The sequence below is a fragment of the Psychrobacter sp. 4Dc genome, from assembly GCF_002836715.1.
Taxonomy (GTDB): domain Bacteria; phylum Pseudomonadota; class Gammaproteobacteria; order Pseudomonadales; family Moraxellaceae; genus Psychrobacter.
On the sequence record NZ_PJAT01000112.1, the window covers coordinates 31,881 to 49,240 of the forward strand.

Consider the following 17,360-nt stretch of genomic DNA (forward strand, 5'->3'; position numbering starts at 1 on the left):
CGCCGATGTTTATGGCTTAACTGCTACGAGTACGCGAATAGAGTCCGGTACTAATGACAAGTTACCAAGCGCTTGCTCACCTTGAGCTTTAAGCTGCTCTAGACGCTCAATCTCTTCAGGACGTACGTTTGGATTGATCGTCTGTAGATGTTTTAGACGCTTGATTTCACGTGACCACTGCTGGCTAAAGCGGCTACTTGCTTGCTCACCAATTTCAGCGATCTGCTGACGAGCAATATCTTCAGCTTCGTAATAACGCTGCTCAATCACATCGCCGCGTACTTTAATGACTTGGCGGGCACGGTTTTTATCCAATCGCTCGACATGCGGCATAATCATCTCAGCACTGATACGAGCCGATAAATCACTACCCTGCTCACTGATAAAGACACGGATATTTTGCGTGGACAAAGTCGCTGGCAGATTGAGCACTTTTGGCGCGATTGCTTCAACACGGAAGTTCACCTCTAGCAGTACCATACCTTGCGGAACAGCGGCACTTTTTAGCATGGCAACTGTCGTATTACCGAAAGTGCTGGTGCTCGCTAGCTCATAAATTGCCCGCATCAATGGATGCTCATGAGTGATGAATTCGATATCTTCACGCTGAAGCGCTTGCTCACGCTCGAAGGTCAACGTCATACCGTCTTCATCACCAAGTGGCAAACCATCAATATAGTCACTGATCTCGGTGCTATCGATAGGTGCGATCACCCACGAGCCATCACGTTGAATGTTGTGATCGATATTGGCAGAGGCAAAGAAACACTCAATAAAGTGCGGCAGCAAATTATTACCATCGAAGTCACGCATAGCATCGGCGATACGACCTGCGACACGCGGACGACATGAGTTGTACTCTAACAGACGATCACGACCAGCTTGTAGCTGTGCTTCTAGTCCCAAACGTGTCTGTAGCGCCTCGTCAATAATGTCTTGCAAGATGACATTGTTCTCAGAAGTATCAGCACCCTCAAGCATTGGCTTAAGCTCTTGAATATATTGCTCTTGTACGCTTTGTGCGGTTGGCGATATCTGATTGAACATGTTCAGCGCATCGTTGTACCACTGATACAGACGCTCTTGCGCTGTACCTTGTACATAAGGCACATGTAGCATGATTTGCTGCGTCTGACCGATACGATCTAGACGGCCAATACGCTGCTCTAACGTATCTGGATTAGCAGGCAGATCCCATAGTATTAACTGGCTTGCAAACTGGAAGTTACGACCTTCTGAACCAATTTCTGAACACAGTAGTATCTGAGCACCTTCACTATCTGCAAAGAATGCGGCCGCTTGGTCACGCTCAAGCAAAGTCATCTGCTCAGTAAAGATAGCTGTCTTAATGCCTGCATGCAGACGCAATACCGCCTCTAAACTCTCTACCGTCGCACCACTACGAGCGATTAATAGGACTTTTTGATGCTTAAGTTCACCGCGCAAAATATCAATCAACCAAGAAACACGTGGATCATCTTCTAGCCAGCCACCATCTGGTTGGTTTTCTTCGCCCCATAGCTGCTCACGCAACTTACCATTGGTTTGATAGCTGTCTTTCCATGCTTCAGGTAATGGCAGTGGATATGGTTGGCTACTACGGCCATAGAAACCTTTCACACTCTCACGCGTATTACGGAACAAGATACGACCTGTACCATGACGATCTAATAGCTCGTTTAGCGCATGTGTACGCAGTTTTTCATCTTCATTAATTGAGGAAAGCTCTTCGATACTAATGTCTAGCAAGCTACTCAAGGCAGCGATTTGGCCTTCATTCAGTGGCTTTTCTTCTATCAAGACGCCAGCAACTGCTGCTGTCTCTGCAAAAGCTTCTTGCCCATCGATAAATTCATCCAAATCATCAAAACGATCTGGATCAAGCAAACGCAGACGGGCAAAGTGACTTTGCGCACCGAGTTGCTCTGGCGTTGCTGTCAAGAGCATCACACCTGGCGTTTCTTCTGCGAAATCCGCAATCAGGTCATACTTATCATTGCCGCCCTGTGCTTCATCCCAATGCAGATGATGCGCTTCGTCAACAACCAATAAATCAAACCCTGCATCCATCGCTTGGTCATATAAGTCTGGGTGATCAAGCAATAGATCCATGCCACCAATGATACATTGCTCAGTGGCAAAGACGTTTTGTTCAGGGTCGTGTTCTTTAATAGCCGCAGTACGCACTAGATCAAACAAGGCAAAGTTTAGGTTAAAGCGGCGACGCAGCTCAATCATCCATTGGTACTGCAAACTATCCGGCACTAAAATCAACACACGCTCAGCTTTGCCCGTTAGCAACTGCTGATGAATAATCATGCCCGCTTCGATGGTCTTACCAAGGCCAACTTCATCAGCCAGTAGTACACGCGGCGCAATACGCTTACCGACTTCATGCGCGATATATAGCTGATGCTCGATGATATCGACACGTGCACCCATTAGGCCTTTTAGTGGATGACCTGCCAGCGCTGATTGCATGCGCAAGATATCTTGACGCAGCTCATACCAGTCACCACGTTCAATACGCCCAGCAAGCAAACGCTCAAGTGGCTTGGCCAACGTGATATTGGCAGCAAGGCGGGTTTCCATGATGCCGCGCTCGTGCTCATCGACGCCATATTTAAGTACGCCCATCACTTCATCAACGGCATTGACCGTATAGCTTTTGCCATCTTGGTCGTAGATGCTATCGCCTACTTTAAACACCACGCGCGATAATGGCGCAGAGTTTTTGGCGTAGACGCGTGTCTCTTCACTTTGCGGAAATAAAATATGCACACATCGGTCGTCAACATCGATGACCACACCTAAGCCAAGCTCAGACTCCGTATCAGATAAATAACGTTGACCAACGGCGAATTCAGTACTGTGCAATGAAGCAATAGAGATAGTCATAAGGCGATGTCTTTTGTACTCAGATAATGAAATTTAGATAGCAATGGTAGATTGTGATAGCGGTAAGATTACAAAGAACATAAATCGTCAATAGACGCAAAATAAATGTCGTAATCTTAGTAGGGCCAGTAGCTCAGTCACACCATTATATAACGTTAGCGGGTAGATGAGTGCGTTAAGTTGAATTTTCAAGAGGTAGCTTGTGATAGCTATGATTTTATAAGTTATTTGATCGTTACTATGTCAGACAAATACGTGATTGTTAAATAATACAGATTGTCCTATCTTATCAGCAGCTTATGTCTATTCAATCGATATTTGGCCGATTCGTTTTTGACTAAAAATACCAACGTGCTACATTAAGCCGATAAGGATTCATGCGATAGACATTTATTCGCTGATTATCTATAAGACAACAATAAGTAAGGACTAGCCATGCAAGCCGTTTTTTTAGATAAAGGTACTTTTTCTGAAGGTATTGACCTGCCAGCGCCAATAGGTGTGAGCGATTACATCACTTATAACGACACGCCAAAAGACACGGCTGTCATCATTGATCGTTGCAAAGACGCCGATATTATCATCACTAATAAAGTGCAAATCGGTGCTGAGATGATAGAGCAACTACCGAAACTTAAGCTTATTCAACTGACTGCTACTGGCATGAATAACGTCGATCAAGCCGCTTGCGATAAGCACGGTGTTGCGCTGTTCAATGTCGCTGGTTATGCGGTCAAAAGCGTGCCTGAACACACATTTATGCTTATGTTAAATGCAATGCGCGCAGGCATCCACTACCATCAGAAAGTCACTGATGGCACGTGGCTTGCAAACGGTAATTTTTGTCTGCTGGATATTCCGCTGATAGATTTGGAAGATAAGACGCTAGGTATCATTGGTATTGGCACTATCGGCAAACGCGTAACCGAAATCGCTCGTGCCTTTGGTATGACCGTACTATGGGCAGAGCACCAAGGACGCGAACCGCGCAGCGACGACTATACCGCGTTTGATGAAGTGCTAGCGCGTGCGGATGTGATCAGTCTGCACTGTCCATTGAATGAACAAACTGAGCATCTTATTAATAAAGATACTCTGGCAAAAATGGTTAAAAAACCGCTCATTGTCAACGTCGCCCGTGGCGGCATCGTTGATAGCCAAGCATTAACTGATGCAATCAATAGTGAGCAAATCATCGGCTATGCTAGTGATGTGTTTGAACAAGAACCGATCGCTGCTAATGATCCTTTGCTCAGTATCAGCGACCATCCGCGTGTTATCTTTAGTCCGCACAATGCATGGGGCAGCAAAAGCGCCCAAGAGACCTTATGGCAGATGTTAAGCAAGCAAGTCGCTGACTTTATCGACAACCATCATCAGTAATTACCAAGACACTAACGACTAAATCGTAACCAGTCGTCTTTTATCTTCCGATACTTAAGCATGATTCGATCGCTTAGATAGTTGTTGGTCACGAACCAAGGATAGCGATCACCTTGCTTAGGTAGCTCGTCTTTACCGCGTCTGACATAACCAGACGATAGCGAACCCATTACGGTATCTGCTTGAGCACAGGCTGTCATATCTGCAGTCTGTGCTTGTGGTAATGCGACTTGATAGCGATTTTTGTGCATATACCCCAGCAGCCTCACTACATACTGACAGGCCAAATCGATTTTAAGTGTCCACGAGGCATTGGTATAGCCAAACAGTGCTGCCAGATTAGGTATGCCTTCTATCATGACTGCCTTATAGGTCATACGCGTGCCAATATCGACAGCTTGACCATCGATATATACCGCAGCCCCGCCCAACATCTGTAGCTTTAAGCCAGTCGCAGTAACGATGATATCAGCGTCGAGGTGCTGACCAGATTGCAGCATAATCCCTGTTTCAGTAAAGTGACTGATTTGATCGGTTACTACTGTTGCGCGTTTGTCCTGCAGGGCTTTGAATAAATCACCGTCAGGCACCGCACATACTCGTTGATCCCATGGATTATAGTCAGGCATAAAATGCTTGCTGTCGACGCCGCTACCTTTTAACTCTTTTTTCACCCCACCTTTTAAGACTGCCTTCATCACCTTGGGTGCATGAGTCGCAACTTTGTACAGGCCTTGTTGCCGTAACACGTTGCGCGCGCGCAGTAGCGTATAGGCCTGCTCTTTTGATAATGGAGAAAACTTGCCAGATAGCCAGTCAATAGCATGGTCATCACCCGGCACGCTTGCCACATAGGTCGGCGTACGCTGCAGCATCGTGACATGGCGCGCACACTGATCGCTGTCTCTATCTACTAGCGCAGGCAGCAACGTCATTGCTGTGGCACCGCTACCAATAATGATGACTTTTTTATCATCATAATTTAGATTATTCCAGTGCTGTGGATGAACGATTTGACCGTAAAAACCCTCCTCTCCATCAAAATGAGGGCGATAGCCTTGCTCATAATCATAATAACCCGTGGCACCTACGATAAACCTGGCAGTCTTAACAAACATCTCACCGCTTGCATGGTCTTTGATGGTTGCTGACCACTGTTGATCCTCACTAGACCAGGATATCTGCTGAACTTCATGCTGATAGTGGATATGTTCGGACACCCCAAACTCGCGTGCCGTATCGGAGATATAGCGCTTGATATCATCGCCTGCTGCAAGCATTCTATAATCAAGCCACGGCCTAAAATTATAGCCAAAGGTCAGGGCGTCAGAGTCAGAGCGAATCCCCGGATAGGTAAATAAATCCCATGTACCACCCAAATCAGCACGTTTTTCTAAGATAGCAAAGCGCTGTGGAGGTTTTCTCTTATTAGTCAGTTTTGCCTGCTTTTGCTTTTTGGGAGCTTTATGACCGAACAGGCCTTTATGCTGCTGTTGCTGTAGACGGCAAGCCATACCAATACCTGCGATACCCGCACCGATGATCAATACTTCATAGTCGGCTACTTTATCCGTCTTTGACTTTTTACCTTTAAGGCGGTTTTTGATAGCCTGTTTGGTCGTGGTGATATCAAGCATACTTTCATTCTTGTATTTGCATGACTGGCATTTTATAGCTGGCTTTAGAGCCGTTGTTTATCGCACCTATTAACCGCAAGCGGCAAAATTTAACGATTTAAAATGGGCAAGGACTTTCCCAGTCCATCCAAGCACCCAGTACCGGATGCTTTAAACGCAATTGCTGTGCATGTAAGTTCAACCTTGGTGCTATCTCTAGTGCGGCACCTTCAGCATAAATCGGATCGCCAATCATCACATGATCGACATGGACCATATGTACGCGTAGCTGATGACTACGGCCCGTGACTGGCTTTAGCATGACCCGAGTAACTGCCTCGCCATTACAGGTTTCATGAGCCACAACTTCATATAACGTCAGTGCATGTTTGGACCATTCGTGATCGACGATATGACGCGGTTTAGTACTTGGCTCATAGCGCACTGGCACTGATATCTCACCAGTTGCGCCGACTTGCTCCCACTCACCAAAGACACGCGCTTGGTACTTCTTTTGCGGTAGACGTTCGATAAATTGCTTACTGATATTGGTTTGCGCTGCTGCATTTTTTGCAAAAATAAGTAGTCCCGAGGTGTCCATATCTAAGCGGTGAATTAATTTAACGGCTGGATTGGCACGCTCAAGACGAGCAAGCAGACTGACTTTGAGTGTTTTACCATCGACGCTTAATAGGCCTGCAGGTTTATCAACCACCCAAATATCATCGTCTTCGTAAACCGTAATCTCTTGTGCAAAATTTTTAAAAAACTCAAGCGGATAAGTGCTTTCTTGGGCATTGAGGGCATTAACTTCTTCATCGGTAAAAGGCATAAATTTAACTACTTATGTAAATTGGTTTTAAGATAAGGATTTTTGGTGGCTAATCTTTTAGACACGATAGCCATATTTGGCATGATAGCCATTTTATGAACAACGTTTATTTGGATAAAAAGGCAAAACTTTGACTGATTTTTAATGTCATTAATATCGCTAGCTACTAATCACTAGCTACTATATAAACGAGATATAAAATACGACTTATATCGCACTGAGATACATACTTTGATAAGGATAATCGTATTAAATAACAGATTAGACACGCTTGTGCTGCACCGTTTCGATTTATTGTGCTAATACTAGTTGTTAAACAATTTAACCAGCCTGTATCTGTCAAATTAGGGCAAACATGTTAATATAATGGCACATTTTCACCCCTTCTAAACAATTCTTTGACCACCAACTGATTTATTATTAAACAAATATATAGGTTGATGAGTGGTGATAGAAGTAATAAAACAAGAGAGATAAAATTATGTCAGACCTTATTTTACATACTACCGACACAGACTTTGATCAAGACGTTTTACAATCAGACGTACCTGTACTAGTAGACTTCTGGGCACCATGGTGTGGTCCTTGTAAAGCCATCGCCCCTATTTTAGAAGATCTAGCGACTGAGTACCAAGGTAAAGTTAAAATTGTTAAAGTAGATGTAGATAACAACCCACAAGCAGCTAGCCGTTTTGGTATTCGTAACATCCCAACGCTATTTGTATTCAAAGATGGCGAAAAAGTTGATTCAGTAATGGGCTTACAGCCAAAAGCTGAATTGGCTAAAGTACTAGACAAGCATTTATAAGTTAAATTTTCTCGCTTCAGACTATCTTGAGCGGGTAAAATAGAATAACTGAGAAAGCCATTATCTAACCAAGATAGTGGCTTTTTTGCTTGTTTTTTGTGCAAAAAACTCGATAATGTGACTTTTTTGGCAAAATTTATTGACAACGCTATTGTGAAGACCGTATAGTCTGCTGACAAGAGAAAACCAACTGTTTTCCTAAGTATCTTGTCGCTATTCTCCTCGTGTTTATCAACAAAAACACAATCGTCATTATAAACACCATTGCTGAACAAAATGACTAAACGCAATTACTGATATTGAGTTTCTGACGCAGACTCTTATGTAGCTTTTATTATCCCTATTTCTTATTACCTTGCATCCAATGATGGCAGTGCGTACATAAGCAGACATATAAAACCAGAACTACATAAACTACAGCGCTGTGCACACACCCATATCATCATATTACCGTTGTTTTAATCACTGTCGTGACTTGTGCTGCTAATGGCATCTCTCATCTGATCAATTGCTAATGACCTATCTATGAATCTTACTGAATTAAAGAAAAAATCAATCGCTGAGCTATTGGCTATCGCCAAAGAAATGGGTCTTGATAATATGGCGCGTAGCCGTAAACAGGACATTATCTTTGCTATTCTAAAAACCCATGCGCGTAACGGTGAAGCCATCTATGGTGACGGCGTACTTGAGGTTCTTCCTGATGGTTTTGGATTTTTGCGCTCATCAGAAGGCTCATATTTAGCCGGTCCTGATGATATTTATGTCAGCCCTAGCCAAATTCGCCGTTTCAGTCTAAAAACTGGTGACAGTATCGCTGGTACGATTCGTCCACCAAAAGATTCTGAGCGTTATTTTGCATTATTAAAAGTTGGCGAAATTAACTTTGATACGCCAGATCGCTCACGTCATAAGCTTATCTTTGAGAACCTGACGCCCCTATTCCCAACTGAGCATTTAAAACTTGAGCTTGGTAACGGAACCACTGAAGATTTGACTGGTCGTATCATCGACCTAATCGCTCCGATTGGTAAAGGTCAGCGTTCTATCATCGTCGCACCGCCAAAAGCGGGTAAAACGATGTTGCTACAAACCATCGCGCAATCAATCACTCGTAATAACCCTGAATGTTATTTAATCGTACTATTGATTGATGAGCGTCCAGAAGAAGTCACTGAGATGGTACGTACAGTACGCGGTGAAGTGGTCGCTTCTACCTTTGATGAGCCGCCACAGCGTCACGTACAAGTTGCTGAAATGGTCATCGAAAAGGCCAAACGTTTGGTTGAACACAAGCAAGACGTGGTGATTTTACTTGATTCAATTACGCGTCTAGCACGTGCTTATAACACGGTCATTCCATCGTCAGGTAAAGTGTTGACGGGTGGTCTGGATGCCAATGCTCTAGAACGTCCAAAACGTTTCTTTGGTGCTGCGCGTAACGTGGAAGAAGGTGGTAGTTTGACTATTATTGCCAGTGCATTGATTGATACTGGTAGTAAGATGGATAGCGTTATTTTTGAAGAATTTAAGGGAACGGGTAACCAAGAGATTACGCTTGAGCGTGACTTGGCTGAAAAACGTGTATTCCCTGCGATTAATATCAAAAAATCTGGTACGCGCCGCGAAGAGCGTCTATTGGACGAAGACAAACTGCGTAAAGTATGGATCTTACGTAAACTACTTCAACCGATGGATGGCGTACAAGCCACTGAGTTCTTATTGGATCGCCTAAAAGAAGCGAAAACCAATGATGAATTCTTTGAGCAAATGAAGCGTAAATCACAAAACTAATTCTTAGTTAACTTGTTAAACATATTCAGCTTTGATTTGAAATTAAGACTACCTATAGGTAGTCTTTTTTATGACAGCATCAAAATATTAATAGTTAAACCCATTAAAACGTAATTCCTTCTGTCGTTTACAGCTATTGGTGATGATACAGTACGGCAACATCGCTTACATCTCGTTTGCAAAGTTTAGCGTTTTTACTACGACTATATTATTAGTAACCGACTATTATGACAGAAAGTAGGAATATACTTGAAAATATCATGGACACAGTATTTTGAAGGTATTGTATTTTAAACTTGATGACTTAATAGGTGATAATATGAAATTTGCTAAAACGATCGCAATGACTGCAATTACTAGCTCGGCATTAATCATGACTGGTTGTAACTCTTATAGCGGTATGAGTAACACCGCTAAAGGTGCTACTGCTGGCGCAGCAGCTGGCGCTCTTATTAAAAGCAAAGGTGACAGTAAAGATATCGCTCGTGGCGCATTGGCTGGTGCAGCAATTGGCGGTGCTGGTGGTTATGTTCTTGATAACAACTAAATCTTTCTACGCTGATATTACTTAATAATTGATTGAGTAATATCAGATAAAAGATAATAAAAAAGCCTGCAATTCGTTGCAGGCTTTTTTATGTCTTAATTTTGATTATAAGTCCATGCACTAGACTCGTAATCAAAAACATCAGTATTAAAAAACATCGTTAGTCAAATACATGACTACTAATATGTATAGCCATTAAAGTGCACCGCTGAACGTATCGCAAGATTGTACATTACCGCTTTCTAGACCACGGGTGAACCATTCGACACGTTGTTGACTGGTACCATGAGTAAAGTTGTCAGGCACTACTGCACCACCACTCGCTTTTGCTAGACGATCATCACCAATTTGACCAGCTGCATTCACCGCTTCGTCAATATCACCGACTTCTAAAAACTGTACACGCTCTTGATTACGCTGTGCCCATACACCAGCAAAACAATCTGCTTGTAACTCTTGCAATACTGATAGCTTATTGGACTGTGCTTGAGTCACTTGCTGACGAGCTTCATTGACCTGTTGGCTAATGCCTAGTAACGTCTGTACATGATGACCTACTTCATGTGCTATCACGTAGGCCTGTGCGAAATCGCCAGCCTTGCCTTGGTTCTCTTCACCACCAGAGCCTTGCTGATCACCTGAAATACCAAGATTTTGGCGCATCTCTACGAAGAATGACGTATCCAAATAAACAGTCTGATCCCCTGGACAATAAAATGGACCTGTTGCAGAGCTAGCACTACCACATGCTGAGCTGACCTGACCATTAAACAAAATCAATGACGGCTCTTGATAAGTGCTACCAGCTTCGTTAAAGATTTGATGCCAGACTTCTTCTGTATCTGCCAATACGACTTTCACAAACTGCGTGTCTCGGTCTGTGCTTGTTGCCAGCTCGGTAGATGATTCACTACTACCACCTGTGACCGCCTGACCTGTCTGTAATGCGGTCATTGGGTTTACCCCAAATACCAACCATAAGATACCTGCGATGATAATACCCCCAATACCACCGCCGATCATCTTACCGCCACCTGTGCTAGAGCGCACATTTGAGCTACCTCGTCTACCTTGCCATTTCATAATTCTATTCCTCAAATATAGATTGATTCACTATTTCTATTAACTACTATCTCTACTAGCCACTACTTCTATTACTCATTACTGATGTTATATATTATTTGGCCAGTTAATTTACGCTATGACCTAGTCTACTATCCTAAAAGCAAGTAGAAACCTATAAAGTTGCTAACTTAACTAGGATTTATGTAATATAGGACCATAATCGGACTATTTAATTCAATTCTTACCCATAAGAACAGGGCTAATATCGAAAATTCGAGACAAAAAATGAGAACTAAAAGAGGTCTTAATCCCTCTGATGTCATTGATTATACGTCGATTAATTTGGCTTCTTGTATTAAAAAACAAAACGGATAGACAAAGTAAGACAGTATTTTAAAATAAATTGTTACGGAATGGTACAGGCTATTTCGAGGGACGTAGAAAACCTATAGAAGGCGGGGAAGCTGAGTAGCTGCGACTAAGACTAGTTGAATTCTGAGAAATCTCGGATTTCGACCTTTGTTGCTGCTACTGCTCATTTCATTTTTCCGGAGAAAACCATATGAAACTTAAATTACTTGCTCTAGCTGGTATCATGACTGCAACTATGGGCCTTACTGCCTGTGATAGCAGCAAAGAAAACGCTGCTGAAGACTTATCTGACGCGCAAGAAGAAGTGCAAGACGCTTCTGAAGAGCTAAACGAAGCTGCTGCTGAAGGCGAAATGACTGCTGATGCTGACGCTGCTGTTGCTGGCGCTGAAGCTGACATCGCTGATGCTCAAGAAGCAACTGCTACTGACGAAATGGACGCTGAAGTTCCTGTAGACGGCGACACCACTAGCGTAGACGTAGCTAGCGAAACTGATACTGCTGCTGTTGAAGCTTCTGACGAAGTAGTAGTTGAAGAAGCTCAGTAATTTATTGTTCATACAATAGATAAACTGTAGTAAAAAAAAGAGAGCCTATGCTCTCTTTTTTTATGTCTATCATTTATGATTTTAGTAGGTTTCTACTTTATAGATAACTCTAATATACGATGCGTGCTGCAATATCGAAATATATAGATGTACGCAAAAATAACTAAGTGCAAATACGCACTAGCATTCTTATAAACTCACGATAAAACAGACACACTATCGTTCAGCGCAGTGCCAAACTAGGTATTAGCTATCAAACAAACGCTCGTCAACCTTCTGGCGAAATTTCTGCCCTGTTTTAAAAGTAACCACACGGCGCGCGGATACTGCAACAGGCTCCCCTGTTTTCGGGTTACGGCCTGGACGGCTGTTCTTATCTTTAAGCTCAAAGTTGCCAAAGCCTGAAAGCTTGACCTCTTTGCCATCAATCAAACTCTCTGACAGCTCATCAAAAAAGTTCTCCACCAGACAGCGGCCTTCTTGGCGTGTTAGGTTTAGGTGACTCATCAAATGCTCAATCATGTCAGATTTGGTTAAGGTGCTCACAGTACGACTCCTATGCTATGTCGTGATGTCGAATATCATGGTTTAGCGGTATGAGGGTTAAGGCTAGCTATTATAAAGGTTTTTTGACCGTTTTTTAACAAAGTCTTCATTAAAATCCTTTATTAATAACCACTTAACTTATTCTATGAATAGCAATGCTCCGTAGCCTCATGGTAAAAAGACTACAGAGCATTGGGTATAATACTTACTAAATGTTAGCTGTCGCGCAGCTGTACAGAATGCTGATCAGTTAGCGCTTGTACCACTTTATCTGTGGCAGTCTTGACGGCTTCGTCAGACAACGTTTGCGTACTATCTTGCCATATCAATGCAAACGCTAGTGAGCGCTGACCTTCTGGTACTTTGTCACCTTGATAAACATCAAATAACCAAAGATCAGTCAGCATATTACCTGCCGCAGTTCGCACGGTTGTCTCTAGTGTCTGCAAACTGATGTCACTGTCTACCAAGATAGCAATATCGCGGCGTACCTGCGGGAACTTGCTTGGTGTCGTGATAGCATGCTGCTCACGTGCAATCGTCAATAGCGGTGCCAGTGACAATTGAGCGACCCATGTAGTCGGCAAATCTAATTGCTTAGCAGTGTTTGGGTGCAACTGGCCCAACCAACCGACATATACATCATCAATATACAACTCAGCGCTTTGTCCTGGATGCAGGAAGCTTAGCGTACTACGCTCGTAGCGGATACGTGCGCTATCGATTTGTGCTGGTAATAACTGCTCAATGTCATGCTTTAGGTCATAAAAATCTAACGCACGGTTTTGATAAGCTTGCTCGCTCCATATATCACCAACTGCGACGAAAGCAATACTTGGCGTTTGTACTAAGTCACTAACACTTTGTCCAACAAAGCTAAGACCCGTTTCAAAGAAACGTACACGTGGCTGTTGACGATTCAAGTTATATTGCACGCAAGGTAATAGGCTCGATAGCAAGGTACGACGCATAACCGCCAAATCACTAGAGATAGGGTTTGCCAGTGCCAACACCTCCCCTAGCGCTTCGTCATCAAGCAATGCTTCTAGTTTTGCATCACTAAAGCTAAAGCTAATCGCTTCCATATAGCCGTTGTCGACTAATGATAGCTTCATCTCATGCGTCAAATCTGCAGTATCATCATAATCCATGCTGACTTGCAAATGTGGCAGGACGCTTGGAATATTGTCATAGCCATAGATACGGGCAATTTCTTCGATTAAATCCTCGCGGATACTCATATCAAAACGATAAGATGGCGGCTTGCAAATCAGTGAATCGCTCTGCTGCTCTACGTCAAAACCCAATTGGGTCAAGATACGTACCATCTCAGTTGGTTCAATATCAATCCCAATGACATCACTAACTTTCGCGATTGGCAATGTAATTGGCGCGCGTGCTGGCAAATGCTCAAGGTTTTCGGCCGTGACTATTTGTCCTGCTTCCCCGCCAGTAATACTGGTGATTAAATCACAAGCTCGTGCCAACGCCAATGTCGGCAATTCAAAGTCGACGCCGCGCTCAAAACGCTGAGATGCGTCGGTATGTAGTCCAAAACGACGTGCACGTGCAGCAATAGCGAGTTGATTAAAGAAAGCACTTTCCACAACGATATTGGTAGTACTATCAGTGACACTGCTACGCTGACCACCCATGATACCAGCCAGTGCCAAGGCCCCTTTGTCATCAGCAATCACAAGCTCATCACCCGTCAAGGTAACGGTTTGCTCATTCAGCAAAGTAATGGTTTCATCAGGCTGTGCCAAACGTACAACGATATCACCTTCGATCGTGTCTGCGTCAAACGCATGTAACGGTTGACCCAATTCCATCAATACATAGTTGGTCACATCGACCAAGAAGTTATGTGAACGTAGTCCTGATTGTACCAGCGCATCTTGCATCCATTTCGGAGTATCGATGCTACGATCAATATTGCGAATCGACTGCAACAGATAGCGAGGGCACGCTTCCTTTGCATCGACTGTCACAGCCGGCGTTGCAGCAGTGCCAGCGGTATTGGCTGAGATTTCTGGCATTTGTACAGATAAGTCGTTAATCACAGATATTTCACGAGCGATACCACGTACGCTAAAGCAATCACCACGGTTTGGGGTAATTGAGATATCCAATATTTGATTATCTAGACCTAGATATTCACGGATATCTGTACCAACTGGTGCATCTTCAGGCAACTCAAGCAAGCCATCTATATCATCGACTAAATCAATTTCAGAAGCGCCGCATAGCATGCCGTTTGAGGCCACACCGCGTAGCTTACTCTTTTTGATTTTAAACCCTTTCTTATCATCGCTTGGCAATACCGCACCAACGGTAGCAACCGGTGCTTTCATACCGACGGTCACATTGGGCGCGCCGCAGACAATTTGTAGCGGCTCAGCATCACCGATATTTACCTGAGTAACACGTAGTTTATCTGCATCAGGATGCTGCTCAACGCTAATGACTTCACCGACAACCACACCGCTAAAAGCACGGGCAACCGCATAGCGATCATCAATCTCAAGACCTGCCATAGTCAACTGTTCGGCTAACTGTTCGCTAGTATTTGTAGGGTTTACCCACTGACGTAGCCACTGTTCGCTAATTTTCATAAATATCTCGGATCAGAATTTTATAATAAAGATGTTGGAGTAAAGCTTGGCGAATTCGCTTGCTATAGTCAATCTTATATAAATTAGATACAGCGTCAGGCTCGCTCAGTCTACAATTGGTAGCACTTTCACTCACGTTCCTTGGATCTAAATTATCTTGAACTGACTATATATGTATAAGGAAAACTCTAGCCGAATTGCTTTAAGAAGCGCACGTCATTTTGGAAAAACAAGCGCAAGTCATCAATACCGTAATACAGCATCGCAAAGCGCTCGATACCCATACCAAAAGCAAAGCCTGTGTATTTATCGCTATCAATACCGCAATTGGTCAATACTTGTGGATGCACCATGCCGCAGCCCATCACTTCAAGCCACTTGCCATTGTCATCTAAGATATCCACTTCTGCAGACGGCTCAGTGAATGGGAAAAACGAAGGGCGGAAACGTACGGTCAGCTCTTTGGCAAAAAACGCTTCTAGAAACTCACTGATTAAACCTTTTAGCTCAGCAAAAGTGCTCGACTCGGTGACCATAAGGCCTTCTAGCTGATGGAACATTGGCGAGTGGGTTTGGTCTGAGTCATTACGATAAACACGGCCTGGGCAAATGATGCGAATCGGCGGCTCATTTTTTTCCATGGTACGAATCTGAACAGGACTAGTGTGCGTACGCAGTAGATAATGCGCATCGAAATAAAAGGTGTCATGCATCGCGCGCGCAGGATGATGCGACGGGATATTCAACGCTTCAAAATTATAGTAGTCGCTCTCGACTTCAGGGCCAGTTGCGACATTGAAGCCCGCTTGAATAAAGTACTGCTGCATACGCTGAGTAATCATGGTTACTGGATGCAGATGACCTTTTTGACCACCGCGAGCAGGCAAGGTAATATCAATGCTCTCGGCCTCCAACTTGGCATTGAGCGCTGCGACTTCTAGTTGCTGCTGCTGGTCTGTCAGTGCTTGCTGAATGCGACTACGCACTTGATGCAACCAGCCGCCATAAGTTTTTTTATCATCAGCATCGAGCTTGCCCATCTGCTTTGACCAGCCCGTTAGCGGACTCTTTTTACCAGTCAATTGCACACGCAAATCTTGCAGTGTACGCGCATCAGTTACTTGTAGGATTAGAGCTTCAGCAGCACTCGCAAATTCGGTAAGCTGAGCTTCGTTAAGCTCATTAAGCTCTGAAGACAAGGTCGGTAGCGCCGACAAGTCGTTGGTGGCAGCAGGGTTAGTCATAAGACGCATTATTCCTGATTTGAACGGACTATTAATTGTAGGGATTTGACCAAATATTGCAAACCATTTATCCAGCTATGTTTATATAAAAGATTAATATAAAGGCTGGTTATAAGAATGGCTTGAATATTTAGACGATGATAAGCGTATTTTTACTCAATAAAGTTCAATATAGAGCACGCTTAAAATAATTTAATATAAAAAAAGCCACCGACCAGCGGTAGCTTTTATTAATATCATACTATTAATCAATATTAGTCCTATCCATTTAGACAATTGCTTATAAATAATTATTTAAAAGCATCATACCTAAAGGACGGTTAATATTTAGGCCAATTCCGCTTTTGCTTTTTCGACCAATGCTGTGAAAGTCGCTGCATCATGCATAGCGATGTCTGCTAGAACGCGACGATCGATTGCGATGTTTGCTTTTTTCATGCCATTGATGAAGCGGCTATAGCTTAAGCCGTTTAAGCGTGCACCAGCATTGATACGTGCGATCCAAAGACGACGGAAAGTACGTTTCTTGTTGCGACGGTCACGATAAGCATATTGACCAGCTTTGGTCACTGCCTGTACCGCTACGCGGTAAACACGTGAACGGGCACCATAGTAGCCTTTTGCGCGCTTTAAGATTTTTTTGTGACGGCGATTTGCCTGTACACCACGTTTTACACGGGCCATAATTTACTCCAAGATTTTTTAATCACTGTTAAGCGAGTGATGATGCTGTCAAATAACAAACATCATTGTCAGATTGCAAAGTCAAATATCATTTCATCAGATAGTTTTCAATCAAAGATAGATGACGGTAGGCTATTAAATGTATGGGCACATACGACGAACTGCTGCTTCGTCAGACTTGTGCACCAACTTAAGACCACGCAATTGGCGAATACGCTTAGCTGATTTCTTGGTCAAAATATGGCTTTTGAATGCTTGCTTACGCTTGAAGCCATTCGCTGTTTTTTTGAAGCGTTTAGCTGCGCCGCTTCTGGTTTTCATCTTAACTTTCATGATGATTTGCCTCTTTTTCTGTTTTAGAACCTGGTCGTCAAATAGTCACACTGAATAATCGTTATATAAATAACCA

14 protein-coding genes are annotated in these 17,360 nt (G+C 43.4%); 5 read left to right on the plus strand and 9 right to left on the minus strand.

Features of this window, described 5'->3' with window-relative positions; genetic code table 11:
* Positions 1–9: 9 nt before the first annotated feature.
* Positions 10–2,898 carry an RNA polymerase-associated protein RapA gene (gene rapA, locus CXF61_RS10525; RefSeq protein ID WP_193834213.1) on the minus strand — a complete coding sequence of 963 codons (2,889 nt, stop codon included), beginning with the start codon at positions 2,896–2,898 and terminating at the stop codon, positions 10–12.
* 435 nt (positions 2,899–3,333) lie between these two features.
* On the opposite strand from rapA, the gene CXF61_RS10530 reads away from it, so the two are divergent.
* Entirely contained in the window at positions 3,334–4,281 is a 948-nt protein-coding gene (locus tag CXF61_RS10530; RefSeq protein ID WP_165598181.1) for an NAD(P)-dependent oxidoreductase, read from the plus strand.
* Between the two features lie 11 nt (positions 4,282–4,292).
* Here CXF61_RS10530 and CXF61_RS10535 read toward each other — a convergent pair whose 3' ends face one another.
* Both CXF61_RS10535 and CXF61_RS10540 read right to left on the minus strand, forming a co-directional pair.
* Positions 4,293–5,795 (minus strand): flavin-containing monooxygenase, encoded by a 1,503-nt coding sequence (locus tag CXF61_RS10535; protein ID WP_413775338.1) that lies wholly within the window; start codon positions 5,793–5,795, stop codon positions 4,293–4,295.
* 220 nt (positions 5,796–6,015) lie between these two features.
* Positions 6,016–6,729 (minus strand): RluA family pseudouridine synthase, encoded by a 714-nt coding sequence (locus CXF61_RS10540; protein WP_165598183.1) that lies wholly within the window; start codon positions 6,727–6,729, stop codon positions 6,016–6,018.
* A 481-nt stretch (positions 6,730–7,210) separates the two neighbouring features.
* Between CXF61_RS10540 and trxA the strand changes: the two genes are divergently transcribed.
* The 3 genes from trxA to CXF61_RS10555 all read left to right on the plus strand — a co-directional run bounded on the left by trxA (position 7,211) and on the right by CXF61_RS10555 (position 9,878).
* Entirely contained in the window at positions 7,211–7,537 is a 327-nt protein-coding gene (gene trxA / locus CXF61_RS10545; protein ID WP_165598184.1) for a thioredoxin, read from the plus strand.
* Positions 7,538–8,062: 525 nt separating this feature from the next.
* Positions 8,063–9,331: a transcription termination factor Rho gene (rho, locus tag CXF61_RS10550; RefSeq protein ID WP_055125334.1), complete on the plus strand. Its 1,269-nt coding sequence runs from the start codon at positions 8,063–8,065 to the stop codon at positions 9,329–9,331.
* Positions 9,332–9,650: 319 nt separating this feature from the next.
* Positions 9,651–9,878, plus strand: a complete 228-nt coding sequence (locus tag CXF61_RS10555; RefSeq protein WP_057761930.1) for a hypothetical protein — start codon at positions 9,651–9,653, stop codon at positions 9,876–9,878.
* Between the two features lie 195 nt (positions 9,879–10,073).
* On the opposite strand, the gene CXF61_RS10560 is transcribed toward CXF61_RS10555, so the two are convergent.
* Positions 10,074–10,961 carry a KPN_02809 family neutral zinc metallopeptidase gene (locus tag CXF61_RS10560; protein WP_165598185.1) on the minus strand — a complete coding sequence of 296 codons (888 nt, stop codon included), beginning with the start codon at positions 10,959–10,961 and terminating at the stop codon, positions 10,074–10,076.
* A 544-nt stretch (positions 10,962–11,505) separates the two neighbouring features.
* Here CXF61_RS10560 and CXF61_RS10565 point away from each other — a divergent pair.
* Entirely contained in the window at positions 11,506–11,862 is a 357-nt protein-coding gene (locus tag CXF61_RS10565) for a hypothetical protein (protein ID WP_165598186.1), read from the plus strand.
* A 246-nt stretch (positions 11,863–12,108) separates the two neighbouring features.
* Here CXF61_RS10565 and CXF61_RS10570 read toward each other — a convergent pair whose 3' ends face one another.
* The 5 genes from CXF61_RS10570 to rpmI form a co-directional block, all read right to left on the minus strand.
* Positions 12,109–12,408 carry an integration host factor subunit alpha gene (locus tag CXF61_RS10570; protein WP_057761935.1) on the minus strand — a complete coding sequence of 100 codons (300 nt, stop codon included), beginning with the start codon at positions 12,406–12,408 and terminating at the stop codon, positions 12,109–12,111.
* 215 nt (positions 12,409–12,623) lie between these two features.
* Entirely contained in the window at positions 12,624–15,023 is a 2,400-nt protein-coding gene (gene pheT / locus CXF61_RS10575) for a phenylalanine--tRNA ligase subunit beta (RefSeq protein WP_165598187.1), read from the minus strand.
* A 188-nt stretch (positions 15,024–15,211) separates the two neighbouring features.
* Entirely contained in the window at positions 15,212–16,267 is a 1,056-nt protein-coding gene (gene pheS, locus CXF61_RS10580; protein ID WP_101204929.1) for a phenylalanine--tRNA ligase subunit alpha, read from the minus strand.
* 327 nt (positions 16,268–16,594) lie between these two features.
* Entirely contained in the window at positions 16,595–16,951 is a 357-nt protein-coding gene (gene rplT / locus CXF61_RS10585; RefSeq protein ID WP_011281252.1) for a 50S ribosomal protein L20, read from the minus strand.
* Between the two features lie 135 nt (positions 16,952–17,086).
* The gene (rpmI, locus tag CXF61_RS10590) at positions 17,087–17,284 is read right to left on the minus strand and encodes a 50S ribosomal protein L35 (RefSeq protein WP_057761939.1); all 198 of its coding nucleotides are present in this window, start codon (positions 17,282–17,284) and stop codon (positions 17,087–17,089) included.
* Positions 17,285–17,360 lie beyond the last annotated feature (76 nt).